The sequence below is a fragment of the Romboutsia faecis genome, from assembly GCF_014323405.1.
Classification (GTDB): domain Bacteria; phylum Bacillota; class Clostridia; order Peptostreptococcales; family Peptostreptococcaceae; genus Romboutsia_E; species Romboutsia_E faecis.
This window is the reverse complement of sequence record NZ_JACRWE010000001.1, coordinates 135,157-159,396: the sequence shown is the minus strand read 5'-3', so window position 1 is coordinate 159,396 and position 24,240 is coordinate 135,157. Positions and strand designations below refer to the sequence as shown.

The following is a 24,240-nucleotide window of genomic DNA, read 5'->3' as shown; positions in this document are numbered from 1 at the left end:
TAGATAAAATTTGTTATTTAGTAAAAATATATAAATAGGAGTAAGCGAATGGGAGAAAGTTGGCTAACAATTAAAGATGAAAATTGTATAGGAAGAAAATATATAGATAAATCGCTATTTAAGTATGGTATACATATACCAATAGAATATAGGTCTGGATTTTTAAGTAATATAGAAAATAACAAAGTAGAATTAGGTAAATCTCAACAGATAGATCTGTTTTTTGAAGATTATAAAGCAAAAGTAGAAATAAGAAATATAAACTCTAAAAGTAGAGGAGAAACAATTCAAATAAGATATGACTCAAATAAAGAACTTATAGATTATCTTAAAAATAAGTTCATATACACATATGATTTAATTAAAAATGAAGAACCAAATATAGATACAGATGAGTATTTAGAATTCTATAAAGGAGAAGAGCTAAATACATTTTATATAAAATCAAATGTACATAATAGTATTAGTTTAGATGAAATTGCTAAAGAATTTATAAATACAATAAAAAATACTAGTATGAGCAAAAGTTACAAGATACCATTATTATGGGCATTTTATAATAATGGTAATATAAAACTAAAAATAAATGAAGACGATGTGTACAAATCATTCAAAGGATTCTACAGCAAAGAAGAAAATGGAATAGATTTAGAAAAATCACAAAGCACGAAAGATTATAAAAGTTGGGGTAAAAAAGAATACGTTAAGTTAGCAAAAAATGCTCCAATAAAATATTTATCAGAAGGAACATCACAATATTTCTACAAAGAAAATGATTTATTTTGTATATCAGAAAATTTAAATAAATACATCAATAATAATGAATTCAAAGAAGCTTTTAAAGATGCTATAGAACAATTGGAATATAAGTACTATAAAAGAGAAATTAAAAATAAAGTTAAAGGTGATACACAGTTTATGGAATTAAAACATTTAATAGAAAAGTTTGATAAGACATATGAATCTACATATAAAATTGATGATGAAGAACTTAGATTAGAATTTATAAAACAATTTCCAATAGAAAGCTTAGAGAATTTAGAACTTGAAAGATATGCACTAGGAAAACAACCAAATAATATGTGTTGGTGGTTAGAATTTCATACTGTACCATTAGGAAGTATAAAAGGTGGAAGCTCTAAAAAGTTTAAAATATACTATTCTAGTAAAGATGGTAAATGGATATATCCAAATTACTTTTCAAATGTAGAAGAAGCATGGATAGAGCTAAGAAAAAGTATTTTTAACTTTGTAAATAATTATAGAATAGGAAAATATGAATTACTAGACGATAATAGTATGATTTCATCAATGAATATGTTTAAAACAAAATTATTATATATGTATTTCCCAAAAAAATTACTTCCAGTATATAGCCTAGATCATATCAAAAAATTATTAAAATACTTTGGATATAAAGATGATGCAATAAGAGATTTAAATATAGTAAAGGCTAATATGGAACTTAAAAAAATTCAATCTAATATTGATGAAATTAAGAACTGGGATGGTTTAAAATTTATGAGATTCATATACTCAGAAATATTTCCTCTATTTAGTGAAGAAAGCCAAGAATCTGAAGATAATTTAACTAAATATAATTATGAGAATTCTTTAGAAGTAATAAATAAAGTTCAAAACTACATACAAAATGAGGGATATAACTATACTCATGAGCAATTATCAAATTTATATTTATCTTTGAAAACAAAGCCATTTGTAATATTAGCAGGAATAAGTGGTACAGGGAAATCAAAAATAGTGCGACTAATGTCACAAGCAATAGGAGCAGAATTTAATCAAATAAGTATAAGACCAGATTACAATGATAGTACAGAATTAATAGGATATAAAAATTTAAATGATGAGTTTATACAAGGGACATTAACAAAGCTAATAGTAGAAGCATCAAAAGAAGAAAATAAAAGCAAACCATACTTTGTATGTTTAGATGAAATGAACCTAGCAAGGGTAGAATACTATCTAAGTGATTATCTAAGTATAATAGAAAGTCGTAAAAAAGTAGATGGAAAAATAATAACAAACAATATATTAGATGAAGATAAAATAAAGCTACATATACCAGATAACCTATATATAATAGGAACAGTAAACATGGATGATACAACATTCCAATTTAGTAGAAAAGTACTAGATAGAGCAAATACAATAGAATTTTCCGATGTAGACTTAGATAATCTATTCCCAGAAGAAATACAAGAAAAGCAAGAAGCACTACAAGTTGATAATAACTTCTTAAAAACAAGCTATCTAAAAACTATAGACATAGAGCAAGAATACAGAGAATATGCAAAAACTATAAATAAAAAAATAATAGAAATAAATGAAATACTAAAAATATCACAAAAACAATTTGCATATAGAGTAAGAGATGAAATCATATTCTATATGATAGAAAATAAAAAATCACAATTACTAAATGAAGATGTAGCATTTGACTATCAAATAATGCAAAAAATACTTCCAGCTATAGTTGGTAGCGAATATAGTGTATGTGAAGTTTTAATAAACTTATTTAACTTTGTATGTGATAAAAAAGTAATAGAAGAGATAGATATAGAAGAAGCAGAAAACTATATACAAAATGAAAATGTAAAATATGAAAATAGTGCTAAGAAAATACTATATATGCTAAAAGGATATCAAAATGATGGATACTGTAGTTACTGGTACTAATAAAGATATATTAAAAATATCAACAAATGACTTTACAATATATTTATCTGGAAATAGTGAAAATAAAAAATTTAGAGCTACTAATAATCATAAAGATATAACTTCATATATAAGTGTAGAATCACAATATTATGATGTAGAAACTTACTCATTAAACAGTTTTAAAGAATTAGAATTTAATGATACAAACTTCATGTATCCTAGTTTTTTTGAAGATGGAAGTTATAATATATATTTAGAGAATAATAGTAACTCTCATTTTGAAATATATCATACAGATAAAGAGATAAGAGATAACATAGTATCAAGACGTAGAGATGTGTATGGATCTTTTAAGTTTAACGGAGATATAGGATATTCTACATTTAAGATACTAAAGGATAAAGAGATAGTACTAACTTTTACAATACAGGTATTTCCATCAAAGTTAGACTACTTGGACGATTACAATGAAATTCTAAGAGATATAAATGAAGAAATAAACTCATTAGTATTTGAATTTATATCTAAAACTTTCTCAAGAGTAGAAATAAAGGATGTAAAGAATCAAACTAACTTAGAATTTATAACTATACTTAACAGCATTTATGAAAACTTAGAAAAAGCTATCAAGAGGATAGAAACTCGTCCTAAGCATGGTGTTATAAAAGAGTTTAATTTAAAAAATGAAAATAAAGCTAAAAGAATATGTGTTAAAGATACTATAAAATATAAAAGAAAAAATCAAAATTCAAATAATGTAGTAGAAGTAAAAAAGAAAATAACTTTTGACATATATGAAAATCAGCTTGTAAAGCACATAATAAGCAAAACTATAAAAAAGATAAAATATGTAAAAAAAGAAATAGAGAAATCAAAGAATAAAGATAATATTTTTTATAATAAGTTATCACTTTATGAATCTAAGTTAAATAATCATTTGAATACATTTTTTAAAGATATAAGTGATATAAAGAGTAATAAGTCTATGACTTTAGCATTTAAAATGGCAAGTGGATATAAGGAAGTATATTACTACTATAATTTATTATCCAAAGGCCTTGATATATGTAGCGGTGTATATGATATTAATTATAAAAAGCTTTGGAATTTATATGAGATTTGGTGCTATATAAAGATACATAATATTATAAACGAATTAGGCTATAAAACTAAGAATTCATCAATGATACAAGTTACTTCAAATGGATTAACTTTATCATTATTACAGAATAAAAAATCAAAATGTATATATGAAAATGATAAAGGTAATAAGTTAGAACTTTGGTACAATAAGCCTTATTATGGATTACCAACTACTAATCAAAGACCAGATACAGTACTTTGTTTAAAGAGTGAAAAAAATTCTGATAGAGTTTATTTATTTGATGCTAAATATAGATTATATATAGATAACAATGGTGTTATAGGACCTATGGAAGAAGATATAAATGTTATGCATAGATATAGAGATTCTATAGTTAGTGAAAATAAAGATGACAACTATTATAAATATGAAACATATGGAGCATATGTAATGTTCCCTTGTAGTGATGAAGAATCTTATAAAGAACATAAATTTTATAAAAGTATAGATAAGGTTAATATAGGTGCAATACCTATGCTTCCAGGTTCAACATCACTTATGAAGAAACATATATGTAAATTAATAGATGAATCATATATAGAAGCTATAAATAATAATCCTGTATTTGATGAAGAAAATGATTATTATAAATTTAAGAATAAAAATGTAATGATAGTAAATGTAAAAGATAAAGAACATTTTGATGCATATAAAGAAGATAATTTTTACCATATACCGAAAAGTACTTTATCTAAAGTTGATATTAATGTACAGTATTTAGCATTTTATCAATCTAAGAGAAGTTTTAAGGATGATAGTGGAATTTATTATTTTGCTAAGATAAAGGATATATATGAATACAAAAGAGGTAATTGCTTAGAGATTAAATGTAGTAATAAATCTAAAATAGATGATATATATATAAGATTTAATCTTGAGAAGTTTGAAAAAGTAGGTCCTATTGATATAGTAGAATATGGCATAGTTACGTTTAATTATACTACTATGTATTTACTTAAAAATGCAGAAACTATGCATGAGTTATATTTGAATGATAGAAAAGAAATTGAAGTTTATAAGATTTTGAAAAGTTTTAGTAAGAAAAATAATCTTATTTTAAAGAAAGAAAAAGGTGGATTTACTATAGGAGATAATTATGTCAGAGTTGTAAATAATAGAATTATAAAACTTAATGATGAAATTATTGATGATTTAGAGAGAGCTTTATTAAATTTAAGATAAAACACATACAAATTTTTATAAATATAATTAATATGATAAAAAACTTTACATAAAAAATAAACATAGTTTAAGTTTTAACAACATAGATATTATAGGTAAGATTTTTTATATTATGGAGGTTTACAAAATGAATAATTCAAAAAAATTTCTTATATGTAGTGTCTGCGGAAATATGGTCGGAATGATAGAGGATAAAGGCCCAAAGCTAGTATGTTGTGGAAAAAAGATTAATGAGCTAGTAGCAAACACAACAGAAGCTTCAGTAGAAAAGCACATACCAGTAGTAAACATAGATAACAATAAAGTAAAAATACAAGTTGGAAGTACACTACATCCAATGACACAAGAACATCATATAAGTTGGATATATCTTTTAACAACACAAGGTGGACAACGTAAATCTTTAGAAATAGATAATGATCCAATTGTAGAATTTGCATTAACTGAAAATGATAAATTATTAGAGGTATATGCATATTGTAATCTTCATGGATTATGGAAATTAGAATTATAAATAGAATATAAAAGTTTAAATATATTATAAAGATAAAAAATAAAGGGGTACATAATTAATGTATCCCTATAATAATATTATTTATTATATTTATAATCACATATTTTTTCTTTTATATAATTATCTAAAATAGTAATTATCAAATTATTTACACTTCTGTGATCCTATTTAGCTAATATCTCTAATTTAGATTTCAAATCTACCGATAGCAGATTTTTTTATTATTTTTAACTATTAAGACTTCAACTTCAAGCTTTTACTACACTCCTCAATAATCCTAAAAAAGTTTAAAGATTGTATAAATTATAGATTGGAAAGTTTTTACAAAAATAAGCATAAGAAAACATAAATAAGAATTTTAGAAAGTAAAACGTTAGCACCTAATAATACATTGGGTGCTTTTATTATATAATAGAAAAGTAAGACTAAATGTACTATTCGTATATTGAAGTATAACCCATAATGGGTTATACTGACTAGGGAGGTGCATTATGGAAAAAATAGGATTAAAGATAAAAGAAGCTAGAAAAAATAAAAAAATAACTCAAACAGAACTAGCAGATAAAATAGGAGTAAGTAAACATACAATAGCAAAATATGAACAAAGTCAAAGGATACCAAACTTAGAAACCATAACAAAAATAGTAGATATTTTAGAAATAGACTTTTGGGAGGTTATGCCAAACTTGAACGTTGAACTAGAACCAGTAGACAGAAACGAAGAAGATTTAAAGTTTGGAGAATTAGTACAGAAAAAGGTTGAAATAAAAAAAATACTATCTGAATGGGCGGGGAAAAATTACTATTCTAGAGATTTAAATAATTTATTTAGAAATATAGATGGATATGAAATAGGGCGAAAACTTGAAAAAGTAGAATTTAATGAATATATAAGAAGGCTAAATATGCATGGTCAAGACTCTGATAAATCTTATATAAATACTGAAAAGTTTAGAAAAGATATAAGTAAAGAAATTAAAAAAGCCATAGAGTTTACAATAGAATTGAAATTAATGGAAGCAATAGAAAAGATTAAAGAATATTAAAAAAGGTAGAGTAAGATATGATATTAATAATCGGATAAGAAATGCTATACAATTTATGATATGATAAATTAGATAAGTTGATATTAGAATCACTAAAGATATCATTTAATAAAGAAAGGCATCAAATTAGAATATTTTCAATACTTGAAAGATAACTGTCTTTGAATAGCAAAGAATATAGATATTGACAAAATAGTTGATATTAAATATGAATTATACATACTCAGAATAAAAAAAGAAGTATGCGGAATAGATGATAATAGAGTACATATTTGAAAATGAAGAAATTAAAGCAAAGATTGTAAATTACGTAATAGAAAATATTTAATTTAGAAATATTAATATAAATATAGGATTAGATATAAAGTAAAATAGGAGGAAATCATGAATTGTATATTTTGTAATATGAAAGATAACTATATACTAGAAAATAAACTAGCATATGCAATATTTGACAAATTCCCAGTAAATAAAGGACATATGTTATTCATACCTAAAAGACATGTAAAAGACTTTTTTGACATAACAAAAGAAGAAAGAGAAGCAGTATTTAATTTAGTAGAAGAAGGAAAGAAGTTACTAGATGAAAAATATTCACCAGATGCATACAACATAGGAGTTAACTGTGGGGAATACTCTGGACAAACAGTAATGCATGTTCACGTACACCTTATCCCAAGATATAAGGGAGATACAAATTCACCTCAGGGAGGAGTAAGAGGGGTTATACCAGAAAGAATGAAATATTAAAATTAGACAATAAAATAAATTGAATTAAAATATACAATAATATGTGTATTAAATAAGAGCAATTAAGGAGAGATAATACTATGAATAATAAGCTTGAAAAATCAGTAGTAGAATCTATAAAGCTAAGAAAATCAGTAAGAAACTACGAAGATAAACCCTTATCAAAAGAAACAATAGAAAAAATAGAAAACTACATAAATAATATAGACAACCCTTTTAACAAAAAAATAAGAATTAAACTAATAGAAAATAACAATCACAACGAAGAATTTAAATTAGGAACTTATGGGGTAATAAAAGGAGCTAGATACTTTTTAGCTACTTCATGCAATAAAGAAGAATTTGCTCTAGAAGCTCTTGGATTTACATTTGAAAAATTGGTATTATACTGCACTTCAATAGGGCTTGGTACAGTATGGCTAGGAGGAACCTTCAATAGAGGAGAGTTTTCTAAAGCCATGAACTTAAGTGAAAATGAAACACTTCCAATAGTATCGCCAGTAGGATATGAAGGTGGTAAAAAATCAATTATATCAAGACTAATAGGCAATAATAATAACAAAAGAAAAGATTTTTCAGAAATCTTTTTTAATGAAAACTTTGATAAAGAACTTTCAAAAGAAGATGCAGGAGAGTATTTAGAAGTATTAGAAATGGTTAGATTAGCTCCATCTGCTTTAAATAAACAACCGTGGAGAGTTTTAAAAGATAAAAATAGATTTCATTTTTATCTAGATTATAAAAATGAAATGAATAAAATTGATATAGGAATAGCTCTTTGCCATTTTTACTTAACATTAGAAGAAAAGAATTTAAATGGAAGATTTGAACTTGTAGAACCTAATAATATAGATAGCAAATTTAAATATGTTATAACTTGGGTTTGCGAGTAAGTTAAAAATTAATTTTGATAAAAATAATTTTAAGTTTTATTTTAGAAAAGGCTATAGATAAGTTTTATCTATAGCCTTTTTGAGTATAAATAAAATAGGCAATTAGATTTAAGATAAGGAGAAAATATGAAGGATAAACTTATAAATGCATTAATAAAAAATAAAGAAAAACTATCTTATATAAATATAAATAAAGATAACAAATATGAAGGGTGGGTTTACAACTTTAACATAATCCTACCAAACAATGAAAATATGAGACTAGATTTATCTAAAGAAAATGATTTATTTCTACTATTTGTATTAGCATCTTCATGGTCAAAAACAGGTCCATGGGAAAATGCAGCATTTTTTACAACTTATTTAAAGATGAATAATAAAGATAAGTTTGATTTATGGCTAGATAAAAACTTTATAAATAAAGAAATAGAATAACGTGAAAACAACTGCAAAGTAACAGTAGAACAATGTAGAGGAATTATACCTAGAAAGAAAGTAAGTTTTAGAAAAGATTATTATTCAAGTGTTTCTATAATAGCAAATAATTGGGAGAATATAAAAAATAGCTTATTAAAATCAAATGAAAATAATGATTTTAATATATTCATTGACTATATAAGCCAGCTAGAAGGATTAGGTTCAGGGAAAAATAAGATGAGGATAAAAATCCCTTTAATACTAAGAGAACTAAGATGCCAAGGGGTATATAACAATATACCAGGATATTTATGCTGTGTACCAGATGAGAGAGTAAAAATATCATCAAAAGAAGTAGGGATTACTATTCCAAATGTAACATCCTTAAATAGTTTGCTAAAAGCATCAAAGATTATATATGATAACTTCGGAGACTTATATGACATACCGTTATTTGCTTATGATGATATCAAAGAAGATATAATCTAATTTAGGATATTTTCTAAATAAAGGGTTTATAGGTTGATAATAATATTTTAACTATACTATTGTACGTAAATTTATATTTTTAGACAGGCATTTTAAAATAATATTTAAATATAATAATTAATAATATTTAAATATTATTTCAATCAATATAGGTAGGGTGGTGATTCATATTAGAAGGATAATAAATAGAGTTAAATGTCCTAAATGTGGAGAATACACAAAGATAAGATTATTTAAATCAAATATGGTAAATACAATCATAGCAGTACTAATGATAGTAGGATGTATTACACTTATACCAATAATAGGATGGATAACAGTACCTATATTATTATTATCATCGGCATTATGTTGTAAATTATTATTATCTATATCTGGATTACTTTTTAATTCGAAATTACTCAAATCATCTAAATTGACTCAATGTGAAAAATGTGGAGGCTTAATTACATTCACTAAAGAAGAAAATAAAGAAGTTAAAAAAGAGATTGAATGAGTCAAATAAATAGTAAATAATATAAACAGGGGAAGGACATATAACTTATGAAAGGAAAAGTAGGAACTCCATGCAAGGATGAGTTTCTAAGAAAAACAGATAATACAAAAACTATAAAAGAAATAAAAAGAAATAAAAAGAAATAAAACTAAGAAATTAAAAGAAATTAAATCTATACTAAATTCAAAAAGTAACTACAATCATATAGCTAAAGAATTAGAGATGCATACTATTGACGTACTAAAACTAATTCAAGAAGAAACCTTACAATTTGGCACAAACATAAGTAAAACAATGGCTAAACATCTAATGGATAAAGGGGTCACAGTAAGTGAAATAGCAGAATTATATAATTGTTATGAAATTAAAGTTTTACGAACTCTTAATGAAATAAATGATAATGATTATAAAAATAAAGTTAAAGAGATAGATATTGCATTAAAAATATATAAATTATTAGAGCAATCTAAAGGATTTAATTTTATATCAAGTAAATTGAATATAGATAAATACAAAGCATTTAATATTTATAATAAATACTTTCATAAGTACAATAATCGTGTAATTGATTTCAAAGTAGTAAAAGAATTAAGCAAGCTTAACTTAACAGATAAGGAAATTGCAAATTTTTATAACATTACAGATGAGGATATGAAACAAGTAAGAGAACATATAATATATGAGTATAAAACTAAAAATCTAGGTAGCAACAAAAAATTATTAAATAATATTAATAAAGAAGATATTTTAGACGAGGCATATAAAGAAAGCACAAATAACGATTTTTATAGTATTAGAAGCAAAAACAAAAAGTACAAATAATATTCACTTTTACATATTAGTTAAAGTGAATATTATTTGTATAAGAGACAAAAGTTTAATAGATCACGTAGAAATAATTATAATTTTATAATATTTCTTTTTATAAGCAACTTTTAAGGAAGTATTTTCATGACAAATAATTTTATCATGATCTAAGTCTGGATACATACCGACAGTTATAGCAGATGTTAGATTTAAATGAGTACCAAAAGCTCCTGCTACATAAAAATAATCTAAATCTTTTAAACTTAAGCCTATCTCTTCTAATAAATAAGCTATCATTGTATTTGTGGCAGCTTTAGTCTTTAAGAACTGTTTTATATCATTTTGAGTGAAAATTAAACTCTCATTATTAAAGCTTTCTTCTTTATATGCATACTCAAATGCATATCATCTTCAAATTTAATTATTGATGAAGAACTATCGGGAAGTAGTATACCAGCAAAATCAATATAGTTATTTAAAAATAATTCTGAGATTAAATCTACTATTCCTGAGCCACAGATTCCTTTAGGCTTTTTATTATCAATAGTTGTATATATAACTTCACCGTTTACAATCTTTATACTATCAATAGCACTAAGCTCTCATTCCAAATTTACTAATACCACCTTCTAAAGCAGGACCAGCAGCTCCTGATGCAGCAACAAGGAAGTCTTTATTTCCTATAACTAATTCTCCATTTGTACCTATATCTATAAAAGCTGATAATTCTTCTTTTTTATAAATGCCAGTATATAAAAGCCCACTTACTATATCCCCTCCAAAATAATTAGCAACAGATGGAAAGCAATAAACATATCCATCTATAGATAAATTTAGATTTTTTCCTTCAATAAACTCACTGTCATTATAGAACAGTCCCTTGTATTTATATTAGTTTTGTTCTTTAATAAATCTAATAATTCTTCAAAACTCTGTATAGTACTTTTATGAATTTCTTCTAGCCCTCGTTTATTTTCTTTTTATCATAGTTACTGTAATTTTAAAATTATTATTACGACATAGGAGGATATAAAGTTTTTATTATTTTATATGGCATTACAACATTTTCATATTCTTGTTCTAAAAAATTTATTATTCTATCTTTGTCTGAGGTAGTATTATTTTCTCCAGGCATTTGCAATTCTAGGTATATCTTTTTACTAAGTGAATTCAATTTTATACCTCCGTTTGAGTTTTATTAATATATTATAATTTTAGTATAAAAGTGGTAATACAGTAATAAATAATCATAAAATCTATTATAAGTTTATTTTTTCATATAAATAAAATTAATTGATTGAATTAATGGAAAATTCTAAAAAATATATTTACCTTTTTATAGATTGTGCTATTATATATTAAAAGTACAATTAAATAAAGAAAGAGGGAATTGGAATGCAAAAGGCAAACATAAATTGGGGGGAACTAGGATTTAAATATCAAAAAGTTGATAAAGTATACGTATCTCGTTGGAAAGATGGAAGGTGGGATGATGGAGTACTTCAAGATGACGACAAAATATCTATAAGTATAAGTGCAACTGCTCTTCATTACGGACAACAATGCTTTGAAGGTTTAAAAGCATATACAACAAAAAATGGAGATATTCAATTATTTAGACCGGATATGAATGCAAAAAGGCTTCAAAATAGTTGCAAAAGAATATTAATGCCAGAGGTACCTGTAGATAAATTTATAGATGCATGTCTTAAGGTTGTAGAAGCAAATGAACGATTTGTTCCACCTTATGGAACTGGAGCAACTTTATATTTAAGACCTTTTGTTATAGGTAATGGGGATAACATAGGTGCAGGTCCAGCTCCTGAATACATATTCTGTGTATTTGGAATACCAGTAGGTCCATATTTTAAAGGTGGGTTTAAACCTGTAAAAATGACTACTGCTAAGTATGATAGAGCAGCTCCATATGGAACTGGAGGTGTTAAAGTAGGAGGAAACTATGCTTGTGGTATGCTTCCTCATCAAGTAGCTGTAGAAGAAGGATTTGCAGATTGTATATATCTAGATCCAGAAACTCACACAACTATCGAAGAAGCAGGGACATCCAACTTCTTTGGGATAACAAAAGATAATAAGTTTATAACACCAGATTCACCATCAATATTACCAAGTATAACTAGAAACTCATTACTTACAGTTGCTAGAGATTATTTAGGAATGGAAGCTATAGAAGGTGAAATTAAAATAGATGAAGTAGATCAATTTGAAGAAGTTGGAGCTTGTGGCACAGCAGCTGTTATAACTCCAATAGGAAGTATAACTTACAATGGCAAAAAGCACATATTCCATAGTGAAGAAGTGGCAGGAACAAAAATTACTAAGTTATATGAAACTTTACACGGAATACAATTTGGAGATATAGAAGCTCCAGAAGGATGGATAGTAAAACTTCAAAAAGAGTGCGCTAAGTAAATTTAGCTACATGTGTATTTTAAAATTTAGTGGGTATAAATACAATAGATAATATTGTATGGAGGTCTCTAATGAATAACAACAAAGTATGTGGTTGTTTCAATGTAGCAGTAGACGACATAATTGAAGCAAAATCAAAAGGATGTAAAAGTGTAAAAGAAATAATAAACAAAACTAAAGCTACAAAAGCATGTGGAAGGTGCAAAGTTAAAGCAGAGATAACAATTTTAAAAGTATTGTTAAATAGACTTTATATAAAATAAAATTATACACTTAAAATATAATAAATAGATATAGGAGAGATTGATAATAAATTGTTTATAGTAATTTATTATCAATCTCTGTTTTTTATTTCTAGGTTTTATAAGTTTCGTGATATATAAATAAATTATAAAACAAATAATTAAAAAAAAATAAAGTGTAAAAATATTGAAAATGCTATATTTTGAATATGTATATATTTGAACATCAAAATAAATTCTTGTACTACCAATAAAATTATGCTAAATTATAACAAAAGGCGAGATAACATTTTTAATATTAAGAAAATTCAATGAGGGAGATTGATAATGATGAAATCAAAAAAATATATATCATATGCAATTATTTTAGTAGTACTAATAATATCATCAATAATAGGATACAATTCACTTTATCCATCAAAAGAAAACTACGATGACAACACTAAAGTAAATGTATCTAATCAAATGAACCATATAAAAGAAATAGCAAAAGAGCCGCATTCAATATTTGATAAAGAAGCTCACGAAGATGTAAGAAATTATCTTATAAAAGAACTTAAAGCCTTAGACCTTGATCCAATGCTTTATACATATAAAGACGTATATGTAGAAAGAACAAATACAAAAGAAAATCTTGAAAACATATATGCAGAGATAAAAGGGAAAAATGAATCGTACATAATGTTAGTAACACATTATGATAGTTCTCGTGCAAAGACAGAACGTTATGCAGAAAAAGATGGTTCTTTAGGTGCAGCAGATGCAGGATACGGATTATCTACTATCCTTGAAACAATAAGAGCAATAAAAGAAAATAACGTAACTTTAAATAATGGTATAAAAATATTAATAACAGATGGTGAAGAATACGGACTTCTTGGAGCTAAGGAAGCTGTAAAAGAAAAAGAAATTTTTAAAAATGTAAACTATCTAATAAACTTAGAAGCTAGAGGGACAAAAGGTCCTGCAGTAATGTTTGAAACAAGTCCAAATAACTCAAGTATAGTAGATTTATATAATTACAGTGAAAAGCCATTTTCTTACTCAATAACACCTGAAATATATCGTTTACTTCCTAATGGAACAGATTTCACAGTATTTTTAGAAAATAATATACCAGGTATAAATATAAGTGTATTAGATGGACTTGAAAATTACCATACACCTAATGATAAATTTGAATCGTTAAATGAAAAGTCATTACAACACTATGGAGATCAAGTGTTGCCTATAGTATCTGAATTTGTTAGTAATGAAAAATACGCGAGTAAAGATGCTTTAACTAGTGATGATGATTCAATATTCTTTATAATAGGAAGTGTATTTGTAAAATATTCTAAGATGATAAATTACGGATTATTAGCAGCTATTTTATTTTCTATAATATTCTTATTTAAGACATTTAAAATAAAGAATATATTAACAACTGTAAAATATTCTTTACTAAACTTATTATTTACAATATTAATTGCAGGTTTATCATATGGAATTTCAAGATTGGTAGCAGTTATGAATGGACGTCCCTTTAAGCTTACATATTTACCTCTTATAAAGTTTGAAGATGCTATAACACTAGGAGTAATATGCTTAGCAATAATAGGGTATATATTACTTATGAGAAAGGTAAGTGACAAATTTAAAGAAAGAAATGAGCTTGTACTTGGTAATATTGTTTTCCTATTTATAATAGGACTAATACTTACATTTGTATTACCAGGAGGTAGTTACCTATTAGTATTCCCAGCGATTATAATAGCTATAGGTACAATGGTAGTAGAACTTTTAAAATATAAATCAAGAAAAGTATCATATGTATTACTAATACCAGTAGCATTAATAACTATATTATATGTTCCAACAGTGTACTTATTTAATTGTGCATTAACTTTTGGAGCATTATGTGCAACTATGATATTTGCTATGTTTGGGATAATATCAGTTATAACATGTTTAGTACAAATTGATTAGCTTTAAGATTTACTTAAAATTAGAAGATCAAATTAGAAAACAGAACATATAAGTATAAAAACACGCCGTATTTAGATTAGAAAAATTATAAGTGCATTGATTTATAGTTTTAATAATAATATTGCGTGTTTTTGTTATGTTTTGGTATATGTTATAACATATAATGGAAATTTTATGTATAAGTATGTTATAATAGACATAAATACAAAAAAAAATCAAGAAAAATTATTATTATTATTATAAAGGTATTACTTAGGGGGAACAATGGAAAATCTTATATATAAGCAGATGATTGAAGAGAGTCCGATAGCTTATTTTAGTGGCATAGTTACTAAAGATGAAAATGGAAAATCTAAAGGATTACAAATAGAAACATGTAATAAATCCTTTTATAATCTTTTTAACATAAAGTCCGAAGATATTATTGGTAAGGATATAGCTGATATTTTACCAATTAATCAAGTAAATAGATATTTAACCTATCTAGACGAGGTATTTTTAAAAAGTAGATTTAGTAAAGAGACATATATAAGAGAATTAAATTTAAATTGTAAAGTGGATATTTATACAGTTGATAATAATCATATTTATGCTAGATTCATAGAAGTAAACAATTCATCATTAAAATTAGCAGAGCCACTTAGAAGAGCGCCATTTATAGCGTGGATTAAAGATATAGATGGAAGATATTTAGATGTTAATGAAATTTTTTTAGATGTTGAAAATGTAGATTATCAGTATATAATAGGAAAAAAAGACTATAGTTATATGAAAAAAGAAAGGGCAGATAAATATCAAGTGCAAGATACAGAAGTCCTTAAAGATAATAAAATACATACATATTATGTAGAAGAGAATATAGACAAAACTAGATATTATCAAATAACTAAATGGCCTTATATAGATGAAAAAACAAACAGGGTATTAGGTATAATAGGAATAGCTGTAGAAAAAACGAATGAAGTCAGATTAACAGAAGAGTTGGAAAAAAGTCAAGAAACCTTTTCACAAATAGTTGAAAATATAGAAGATATAATTACTATAAGAGATGAAGAAAAATATTATTATATAAGCCCTGCCTTTGAAAAAATACATGGATTCAAACCAGAAGATCTAAACTTATATGAAGATATTTTAGGGTTAAAGAGGCATTATGATAATTTAGAGTACTATAAAACGATTGAAGAAGATAGTTTGAAGGGAATAAGTACAAAATTAATAAAGATAAAGTCAAATGAAAGAGAAAGATGGCTATTATCTAAAATCTTTCCATTAACAAGAGAAGATAATTCTAATTTAAAAATAGGAATAACTCGTGATATAACTAATTTAAAAAAAATGGAAGAAAAACTTGAAGAAATGAGAATGGATTATTTTGCTAATTTATCTCATGAACTTAGAACACCAATTAACTTGATATTTAGCTCATTACAGGTATTAGATTTAAAAATGGATAAGCTAGATTTAGAACAATTTGATTATTTTAATAAATATTTAAGTATAATTAGACAAAATGGATATAGATTATTAAGATTAGTAAATAATTTAATAGATACAACTAAAATTGACTCAGGTAAATTCAGTCATAATCCTCAAAACAAAGATATCATAAATTATGTTGAAGATATTTGCATGTCTGTTTCTGAATTTGTAGACAGTAACAATTTAAGTTTAGTATTTGATACAAATGTTGAGGAAAAGATAATATCCTTTGACCAAGATAATATTGAAAGGATAATATTAAATTTACTATCTAATGCCATAAAGTTTACTAATCAAGGTGGGAGAATAGATGTCATTATAGAGTGTAAAGATAATGTAAAGATAAAAGTGAAAGATAGTGGATTTGGAATTCCAAAAGATAAGATAGATAGTATATTTAATAGATTTGAGCAATTAAATAACAAAACAAAAGATGATAAAGAAGGAAGTGGTATTGGTCTTTCTATAGTTAAATCTTTAGTAGAAATGCACAATGGTGAGATAAGTGTAAAAAGTAAACCTGGAGAAGGTTCTGAGTTTATAATTACTTTACCTGATGTATTAAATAAAGAAAATACAGAAGATACAATAGCAATGAAAGAAACATCTAGAAATATAAGCAACTTAAATATTGAACTTTCAGATATATATACATAGTAAATTTTATATAAATTATTGGATTAGTATTTATAATAAATAAAAAATGAACTCTATCTAAACTAAGATTGAGTTCATTTTCATTTATAATGTATTTGGACAAGTATCTACATCTCTTACCATATTCTTAATCCATTTGAATGATTTAAATCTTTTAACAATAAGGACAACTTTAATAATTTCTTCTACTGCGGCAAAAGCAACTACAAAATAAACAGGTAGTTTAAGAATAAATGCAGCAAATGCTGCTAAAGGTATACCAACCATCCAAAGTGTAACTGCTTGAAGTACAGAGCCATAAATGGCATCTCCACCACCTCTTAATATACCAACTATCATAATTGCTGTATAAACTTTAAATATCATCATAAATGCATAAATATATAATATATATTGAGAAGACATTTTAACTTCTAAAGATACGTTAAAAAATCCTACTATTGGTTTAGCTAATAATGCAAGTAATATACCTAATAGTATAGAAATTTTTATAGAAAGAGATGAAATCTTTTTTGAAGCTTTAATAGCGTTATCTTCTCTGTTAGCACCAATTTCATTACCTATTATAACTACAGCAGCATTAGCAAGGCCAAAGGTAAGTATCATAAATAAGTTCATTACAGTGGTGCAAATTTGTATAGATGCAGCAGCACTAGTACCAATTCTTGCATAGATAGCAGCATATGTTATTGTACCTAGAGCCCAACAAGCCTCATTTGCAAATATAGGCAAAGTAACTTTGCTAAGAGTTGAAGAAAGTGATTTTGGTAGTTCAAATATATTTTTTATTTTTAATTTGAGAATACCTATCTTAGTATATACATAACAAACTACTATTAAAAATTCAACTATTCTTGCAATAAGAGTAGCAAGAGCTGCACCTCTAATTCCCATCTTAGGGATCCCTAGAAGTCCAAATATCAAAATTGCATTCAAAACACCATTTACAATAAGTCCTACTAAACTTGCCCACATAGGAAGTTGAGTATTTTCAATACTTCTAAGACCTGAGGCAAAGGTAAAAGTAATTGCAGTAAATAGATAGCTAATTACAACTATTTTTAAATAATCTACACCAATTTGAACTACAGCTGGGTCATTATTAAATAGTGACATAATCTTTCCTGGAATAGATAAGCCTATTACCATAAATATTGCTGTTAAACATAAGTTATAGAATAATGACCTTGATAATACTGCTTTTATACTAGAATTATCTTTCTTACCCCATAATTGTGCTATTAACACACCAGAACCGATTGCTATAGCATTTGTAAGTAAAGAAAATAAGAAATAGTACTGATTAGCTATGCCAACAGAGGCAAGTTCTAATTCACCAACTTTTCCTATCATCATTGTATCGAGCATATTAAGTGATGATGTTATTAAATTTTGTAGGGCTATTGGCATTGCAATTATAAATAAACGTTTATAAAATTCTTTATCTTTTTTGTACATTGATATTGTGCTACTTAACATAAATTCCTCCTTTATAAAATTTTATTACAATAAAAAGCACCCCACTTGTAGGTTTTTTAAGTGGGGTGCTAAACACTTGTATAATAATTAATTTACTATACATTTATATGTTAAATTTTAAAATATAACTTATGTAATATATTATTTTTATAAACTCAATATTATATTATTATTAATTTATAAATAAGTCAATAATTCTTTTTAATTAGAATTACGATAATCATAAGTATCCCTTAATAAATTTAATGTATCGTTATTTATTTTAAATATTTCATCACTTATCGATTCAATATGAGCTTTATTACAAGGATATTGCAAATAAATATTTTTGGTAATGTTAGTTTTGTTATTTTTAGTACACCAAGTACAGCGAAATTTGTAGTTGCACCAGCATCATTTAAATATTAATATTATGATATAAAACTGTATTTTTTATCAAAATATAAAAATTAAGTTTAAACTAAAATATATGTTATAGAGGAGTAAATATGAAATATTATATGAAATCTAAAGTATTTAAATTAAAAGAGGACTTTTGGATAAAGAATCAATATGAAGAAGATGCCTTTTTTGTAGATAATAAATTTTTAACTTTTGGTTTACAATTCGATATACAACGAAATAATCAAGTGCTTTATTTTGTAAAAGAAACTATACTTAAATTTTTATCAAATTACGAAATATTTGAAAATAACAATGTAGTAGCTAAGGTAAATCAGAAGCTTACATTTTTAAAAACTAAGGTAGAGGTAAATAGTAAATATGGGGAGTTTAGAATAGAAGGTAGCATTTTTGAATATAACTATAAAATTTACAAAGGTCCAAAAGTTGTTGCCAAAATAGAAAAAGAAATGTTTGCTTTTAGTGACAATTATACTGTAGATATAGATTTTGAAGATGAAGCATTTATATTAGCTTTAGTTGTAATAATAGATAATATAAGAGATAAAAGAAGGTCAGCTGCAAATTAAATAACTAGTGCTAAATAAGTATAAATACAATTGGAATAGAAGCGCTTGTAGACAATGATTTAGCTAAATTAATAGATATCTATAAGACTTTCAATAAAGTTGGTGTTTTTTGTAACCAATACATATTTTTGTTTACTGATTAAAATACATTCTAACTCTGGATTATTTTTTATATCATCATAACTATCAAAAAACAAAATCTATTCTGCCAATCTTTATTAATTAATAGGACCGTTACTGAATAGAAGCTTAATTTCTAAATATATATTTAAGAAACTACTAATTACATGTATGGTTGTAGGATATACTAATGTAAAATACAAAAGAATAGTTTCTAGAAAAGATGATCAGATAAATTGGGTGTAAAAGTAATAAAATATTAATTTAAATATACAAGTTTTAGATATTAATCACAAAAATTTTAATAGTGAATAAAATATATCATAAACAATTAAGAAGTCAAAAAACTCTTTGAACTGCGTATATAAACACAGTACAAATTGAACAGGTATTGAAGTAAGAATCTTCATGAGCCGGGCCACAATGGAAACATATATATTATAAGCATCTGTGGGACAGTAGTCTCATAGGTGCTTTTTACTATGTTTTACTTTAATAGAAGTTATAATCTAAAATTAATTTAGTTTTAGTTATTTTTTATATAATGGATAGATATATGAGAATTTTATTATCTCGCAGATATTTAATATTGATTTTACTGTTTTATTAGAGTTAAAAATAGGGGAGGGTATGATATGAGAAATACAACAAATAATAACAGAGACAAGCAAATAGCAATGAAGGTCTCGACTAATAGTATTATAGTGAATATATTATTATCAGGCTTTAAATTCTTTGCTGGATTTGTAGCAAATTCGAGTGCTATGATTTCTGATGCAGTTCATTCTGCTTCTGATGTTTTTAGTACAATAATTGTTATGATAGGAGTTAATATTTCTAGTAAGGAAGCTGATGAAGAGCATCAATACGGTCATGAACGCCTTGAATGTGTGGCGGGTATAATACTTGCGTGTATATTATTTGCAACAGGAGTAGGGATAGGTTTTTCAGGTATAGAAAAAATATTTGTAGGTAGTGAAGGTAGTTTACAAGTACCTGGTAAGATAGCTTTAGTAGCGGCTATAGTATCTATATTAGTTAAAGAAGGAATGTACTGGTATACACGTCATGCTGCTAAAAAAATTAATTCGGGTGCACTTATGGCAGATGCGTGGCACCATAGATCAGACTCTTTGTCTTCTGTAGGTAGTTTTATAGGTATATTCGGTGCAAGGATGGGATTTCCAATATTTGATCCACTTGCAAGCTTAATAATCTGTTTATTTATAATAAAAGCTTCATGCGATATATTTAAAGATGGTATTAATAAATTAATAGATAAATCTTGTGATGTAGAAACAATAGAAAAAATGAAAGAAGTAATCATGTCTCAAGATGGGGTTCATAATATAGATGAAATAAAAACTAGGATATTCGGGTCTAAAATTTACTTAGACATTGAAATATCAGTGGATGGAAAGTTACGATTAGATAAAGCTCATGATATAGCAGAAAATGTTCACAATAAAGTAGAATCAGAATTTCCTTTAGTAAAACACTGTATGGTTCATGTTAATCCTGTAAATATAGAAAGATTAGATTAATGATAAAGTGCCTATTAAATACTAATCATATATTTTAATAAGTCAGGTTAAAGCTATAAATAAAAATTTCCAGTGATCTTAAAAATTATTTATATGTATTACTGGAAATTTTTATTTACAATAGTCTTTAGATTTAAAAACCGAATAAATGATTATTAGTGTATTTATCCTATAAGGAAGTCTAATATATTCCAACCATCTGAAGACGTTGCTTTATATAATTCTGTATAACCGCATTTTTTACAGCTTATGGTAATAAATTTTTTATTTTGTACGTCAAATATTTTAGCTAAGTTACCGCCAGTTGCTTGAAACTGATCATTTTCATAGGATGTATTGTTACATTTTGGACAAACATATTGTTTCTTTTCCATTACAAACACCTCTCTACTGTTGTTTAAATTTGTAAATATTATAACATATTATGAATAGGTTTAAATTTACATTATAGTAACATTAGATTTACAAACTTAGTTTTTTATACTTATAAATTGCTTAAGAATTAAAGAGAATAGAAAGTCCCTCATATTATCATATTAAAATATGAGGAAGAATTTATTGAAAAAATATGTTAATATATATAAAGAATATTTTTATGGAGGTAATACTATGGCAACAATGTACTGTCCAAAGTGCATAATAGAAGTTATGGACTTAATAGAACACGAAGAAGGCGACGATTTTGAAATTATAAATGAAGGTAGTGAAAATGAAGTAAGAGAAGATTATCACTATGTCCTTGATACATACAAGTGTCCATCATGTGGATTTGAAGTAGAAGACTATATGGAAGATGAAGAAGAGTAGGTTATTAAGAGTGTGGTATTAAAAGCTTAAGCTTTTAATACTATACTCTTTTTAGATTTACTTTTGTTTTAATTTAAATTGTATAGTTTGTTTTGATTTGAAATTATAAAAGTATTATTATACATAAAGTGACATAATTGTATCGGAATTTACAGATTTTTATATATTTATCTAAAATTATTTATGATATAATCAAGTAGTATAAAGTAGGTTAATAATAAATTTAGATAATATGAGGGCAAAATGATGAAAAACAACAGCGTAAAGGTAATATGTGATGGAATAGCAAATATGCCGAGAGAGTTAGCTAAGCAGTATGAGATTGAAGTAGTGCCACTGACTGTTAGAGTTGATGGAAAAGAATATAGAGATATTGATATAACTGATGAACAATTTTATGTAATGATGAGAGAAGCTAAGGAAATGCCAAAAACTTCTCAAGCCACTTATATAGATTTTAAGGATATATTTGATAGACATGTAGCAGATGGTAAAACAGTTTTATATATATCCGGTTCATCAAAATCATCTGGAACATATCAATCAGCAGTTCTTGCAAGTAAAGATGTTGAAGGTGATATTCATATATTTGATAGTATGAGTATATGTTTTGGATGCGGTATGTTAGTATTAACAGCTGCTAGAATGTTAAATGAAGGTGCAAGTATAGAAGAGGTTTTAAAAGAACTAGAATCTTTAAGAGATAGAGTATTCGTATCTATGTCTATGAATTCATTAGAATACCTTAAAAAAGGTGGAAGAATATCTAATGGAAAAGCTTTAGTTGGAAATATGTTAAGCTTAAGACCTATGCTTACTGTAAAGGATGGTTTAATATTCCAAGAAGGTCAAGTTAGAGGCAATAAGAAAATAATACCAACTATAATAAAACGTACTAAAGAAGTATGCGGAGAAGACTTTAGCGATAGAACGATAGCTATAGGTTGTGGAGATAACTTAGAAGATAGAGAACAATTAAAAGAAGCAGTTTTAAGAGAATTAAACCCAAAAGAATTAATTCTAATAACGATTAACCCTCCAATGTGTTCGCATTCAGGACCGGGGTTTATAGGACTTACATGCTTTAAATAAAAATAAAAATTAATTCGACTAAAGGGAGTCAAGAACATGAATAATATTAAAATAATATGTGACACTATGAATGATGTGCCACAAGATATAGTTGATAAATATGATATAGACGTGTTACCTGCGACTATAATATTTGAAGAAAAGGAATATAAAGCAGGAGTTGATCTTAGTGGAGATGAATTCTATAAGATGCTAAGAGAGTCTAAAGATATGCCTAAGACATCTCAAATAACTTATGCTACATTTACTGAAGTATTCAATAAGTATTTAAGCGAAGGTAAAAAAGTTTTATATTTAGCAGGTTCATCTGCTGGTTCAGGAACATATCAATCAGCAATGCTAGCAAAAAATGATATAGAAGGTCCATTATATATATTTGATACTTATAGTTTGAGTATTGGTGGTGGTATGCTGATTAAGGAAGCTGCTATAATGGCCGAAGATGGTAAAGATATTGAAACTATATTATCAAAATTAGAAGAATTAAAAGATAAGGTACAAGTTTATTTCTCAGTTGATTCACTTGACTACTTACACAAAGGTGGAAGAATATCAGGGGCTAAGGCCGCAGTAGGTACTTTACTTAATATAAAACCTATTCTTAAAATAGAAGATGGTTTAGTTAAGCAAAGGTCTCAAGTAAGAGGAAGTAAAAAAATAGTACCAGCTCTTATGGATAAATTAGCGGAAGAAGTTAACGGCGACTTTTCAGATATAGATGTTTATGTTGCTTTTGGTGATGATTTAGAATTAAGAGAACAATTCGTTGAAAAAGTAAAAGAAAAGTTAAATCCAAGAAATGTATATATAGTACAAATAGGTGCTTGCGTGGCATGTCACTCTGGACCAGAAGTGCTAGGATTAGCTTGTTTAAGTAGATAATACTGTACTCAAAAGCTTGGGCATGAATTTAATTCATGCCCTTAACTTTTGTTAGACATAACTTATACACTTAAAAAGTATTAACATATATTATTAATATTGATAGTGTGGTATTATTTATTTACGAGAATAAAATATCTAAGGAG

23 protein-coding genes, 2 pseudogenes and 1 riboswitch are annotated in these 24,240 nt (G+C 25.9%); of the genes and pseudogenes, 19 read left to right on the top strand and 6 right to left on the bottom strand.

The features are described from left to right. Positions 1-48 precede the first annotated feature (48 nt). The 10 genes from H8923_RS00735 to H8923_RS00695 all read left to right on the top strand — a co-directional run bounded on the left by H8923_RS00735 (position 49) and on the right by H8923_RS00695 (position 10,432). A complete protein-coding gene (locus H8923_RS00735; RefSeq protein WP_153971518.1) occupies positions 49-2,697 on the top strand; it encodes an McrB family protein in 2,649 nt (882 codons plus the stop codon). Continuing rightward, positions 2,672-5,005, top strand: a complete 2,334-nt coding sequence (locus tag H8923_RS00730) for a DUF2357 domain-containing protein (RefSeq protein WP_172976712.1) — start codon at positions 2,672-2,674, stop codon at positions 5,003-5,005. Before H8923_RS00735 ends, H8923_RS00730 begins: the two co-directional genes overlap by 26 nt. Positions 5,006-5,132: 127 nt before the next feature. Then, positions 5,133-5,519 (top strand): desulfoferrodoxin family protein, encoded by a 387-nt coding sequence (locus H8923_RS00725; protein WP_153971520.1) that lies wholly within the window; start codon positions 5,133-5,135, stop codon positions 5,517-5,519. 491 nt (positions 5,520-6,010) lie between these two features. Continuing rightward, entirely contained in the window at positions 6,011-6,565 is a 555-nt protein-coding gene (locus tag H8923_RS00720; RefSeq protein WP_153971521.1) for a helix-turn-helix domain-containing protein, read from the top strand. A 384-nt stretch (positions 6,566-6,949) separates the two neighbouring features. Then, on the top strand, positions 6,950-7,315 hold the full coding sequence (locus H8923_RS00715) for an HIT family protein (protein WP_153971522.1): 366 nt from the start codon (positions 6,950-6,952) through the stop codon (positions 7,313-7,315). 80 nt (positions 7,316-7,395) lie between these two features. Beyond that, a complete protein-coding gene (locus H8923_RS00710; protein ID WP_153971523.1) occupies positions 7,396-8,208 on the top strand; it encodes a nitroreductase family protein in 813 nt (270 codons plus the stop codon). Between the two features lie 126 nt (positions 8,209-8,334). Then, a complete protein-coding gene (locus H8923_RS17230) occupies positions 8,335-8,643 on the top strand; it encodes a hypothetical protein (protein ID WP_243139932.1) in 309 nt (102 codons plus the stop codon). Positions 8,644-8,862: 219 nt separating this feature from the next. Further along, the gene (locus tag H8923_RS17225) at positions 8,863-9,114 is read left to right on the top strand and encodes a hypothetical protein (RefSeq protein ID WP_243139933.1); all 252 of its coding nucleotides are present in this window, start codon (positions 8,863-8,865) and stop codon (positions 9,112-9,114) included. Between the two features lie 160 nt (positions 9,115-9,274). Continuing rightward, on the top strand, positions 9,275-9,610 hold the full coding sequence (locus H8923_RS00700; RefSeq protein WP_172976713.1) for a hypothetical protein: 336 nt from the start codon (positions 9,275-9,277) through the stop codon (positions 9,608-9,610). A 222-nt stretch (positions 9,611-9,832) separates the two neighbouring features. Beyond that, complete coding sequence (locus H8923_RS00695; RefSeq protein WP_153971525.1) at positions 9,833-10,432, top strand: hypothetical protein; 600 nt, start codon at positions 9,833-9,835, stop codon at positions 10,430-10,432. A gap of 63 nt (positions 10,433-10,495) precedes the next feature. Here H8923_RS00695 and H8923_RS17430 read toward each other — a convergent pair. The 3 genes and pseudogenes from H8923_RS17430 to H8923_RS00675 form a co-directional block, all read right to left on the bottom strand. After that, a pseudogene (locus H8923_RS17430) lies at positions 10,496-10,962 on the bottom strand (ASKHA domain-containing protein). Positions 10,963-11,011: 49 nt separating this feature from the next. Then, the gene (locus H8923_RS17800) at positions 11,012-11,269 is read right to left on the bottom strand and encodes an ASKHA domain-containing protein (protein WP_187127825.1); all 258 of its coding nucleotides are present in this window, start codon (positions 11,267-11,269) and stop codon (positions 11,012-11,014) included. 160 nt (positions 11,270-11,429) lie between these two features. Further along, a complete protein-coding gene (locus H8923_RS00675; RefSeq protein WP_153971527.1) occupies positions 11,430-11,591 on the bottom strand; it encodes a hypothetical protein in 162 nt (53 codons plus the stop codon). Between the two features lie 221 nt (positions 11,592-11,812). Here H8923_RS00675 and H8923_RS00670 point away from each other — a divergent pair, with 221 nt between their 5' ends. The 4 genes from H8923_RS00670 to H8923_RS00655 all read left to right on the top strand — a co-directional run bounded on the left by H8923_RS00670 (position 11,813) and on the right by H8923_RS00655 (position 17,199). After that, positions 11,813-12,850 carry a branched-chain amino acid aminotransferase gene (locus H8923_RS00670; RefSeq protein WP_153971528.1) on the top strand — a complete coding sequence of 346 codons (1,038 nt, stop codon included), beginning with the start codon at positions 11,813-11,815 and terminating at the stop codon, positions 12,848-12,850. A gap of 71 nt (positions 12,851-12,921) precedes the next feature. Continuing rightward, positions 12,922-13,113, top strand: coding sequence for a (2Fe-2S)-binding protein (locus H8923_RS00665; RefSeq protein ID WP_153971529.1), 192 nt, complete (start codon positions 12,922-12,924; stop codon positions 13,111-13,113). A 306-nt stretch (positions 13,114-13,419) separates the two neighbouring features. Beyond that, positions 13,420-15,060 (top strand): M20/M25/M40 family metallo-hydrolase, encoded by a 1,641-nt coding sequence (locus tag H8923_RS00660; protein WP_153971530.1) that lies wholly within the window; start codon positions 13,420-13,422, stop codon positions 15,058-15,060. 264 nt (positions 15,061-15,324) lie between these two features. Next, positions 15,325-17,199 (top strand): sensor histidine kinase, encoded by a 1,875-nt coding sequence (locus H8923_RS00655; protein ID WP_153971531.1) that lies wholly within the window; start codon positions 15,325-15,327, stop codon positions 17,197-17,199. A gap of 84 nt (positions 17,200-17,283) precedes the next feature. Here H8923_RS00655 and H8923_RS00650 read toward each other — a convergent pair whose 3' ends face one another. Further along, positions 17,284-18,678, bottom strand: coding sequence for an MATE family efflux transporter (locus H8923_RS00650; protein ID WP_207707759.1), 1,395 nt, complete (start codon positions 18,676-18,678; stop codon positions 17,284-17,286). 201 nt (positions 18,679-18,879) lie between these two features. Then, positions 18,880-19,038 (bottom strand): annotated as a pseudogene (locus tag H8923_RS17795) (DUF5412 family protein); the annotation flags it as partial. Positions 19,039-19,166: 128 nt separating this feature from the next. On the opposite strand from H8923_RS17795, the gene H8923_RS00640 reads away from it, so the two are divergent. Both H8923_RS00640 and H8923_RS00635 read left to right on the top strand, forming a co-directional pair. Further along, complete coding sequence (locus H8923_RS00640; RefSeq protein ID WP_153971532.1) at positions 19,167-19,649, top strand: LURP-one-related/scramblase family protein; 483 nt, start codon at positions 19,167-19,169, stop codon at positions 19,647-19,649. 490 nt (positions 19,650-20,139) lie between these two features. Then, positions 20,140-20,230, top strand: a riboswitch (NiCo riboswitch). Positions 20,231-20,404: 174 nt separating this feature from the next. Then, complete coding sequence (locus tag H8923_RS00635) at positions 20,405-21,313, top strand: cation diffusion facilitator family transporter (RefSeq protein WP_153971533.1); 909 nt, start codon at positions 20,405-20,407, stop codon at positions 21,311-21,313. Between the two features lie 164 nt (positions 21,314-21,477). On the opposite strand, the gene H8923_RS00630 is transcribed toward H8923_RS00635, so the two are convergent. Then, on the bottom strand, positions 21,478-21,687 hold the full coding sequence (locus H8923_RS00630) for a zinc ribbon domain-containing protein (RefSeq protein WP_153971534.1): 210 nt from the start codon (positions 21,685-21,687) through the stop codon (positions 21,478-21,480). A gap of 235 nt (positions 21,688-21,922) precedes the next feature. Between H8923_RS00630 and H8923_RS00625 the strand changes: the two genes are divergently transcribed. From H8923_RS00625 to H8923_RS00615, 3 genes are all read left to right on the top strand, one after another. Continuing rightward, positions 21,923-22,120 carry a hypothetical protein gene (locus H8923_RS00625; RefSeq protein ID WP_153971535.1) on the top strand — a complete coding sequence of 66 codons (198 nt, stop codon included), beginning with the start codon at positions 21,923-21,925 and terminating at the stop codon, positions 22,118-22,120. Positions 22,121-22,366: 246 nt separating this feature from the next. Next, positions 22,367-23,212 carry a DegV family protein gene (locus H8923_RS00620; RefSeq protein WP_172976715.1) on the top strand — a complete coding sequence of 282 codons (846 nt, stop codon included), beginning with the start codon at positions 22,367-22,369 and terminating at the stop codon, positions 23,210-23,212. A 36-nt stretch (positions 23,213-23,248) separates the two neighbouring features. Next, positions 23,249-24,094 (top strand): DegV family protein, encoded by an 846-nt coding sequence (locus H8923_RS00615; RefSeq protein WP_153971537.1) that lies wholly within the window; start codon positions 23,249-23,251, stop codon positions 24,092-24,094. The last annotated feature ends 146 nt before the right edge of the window (positions 24,095-24,240 follow it).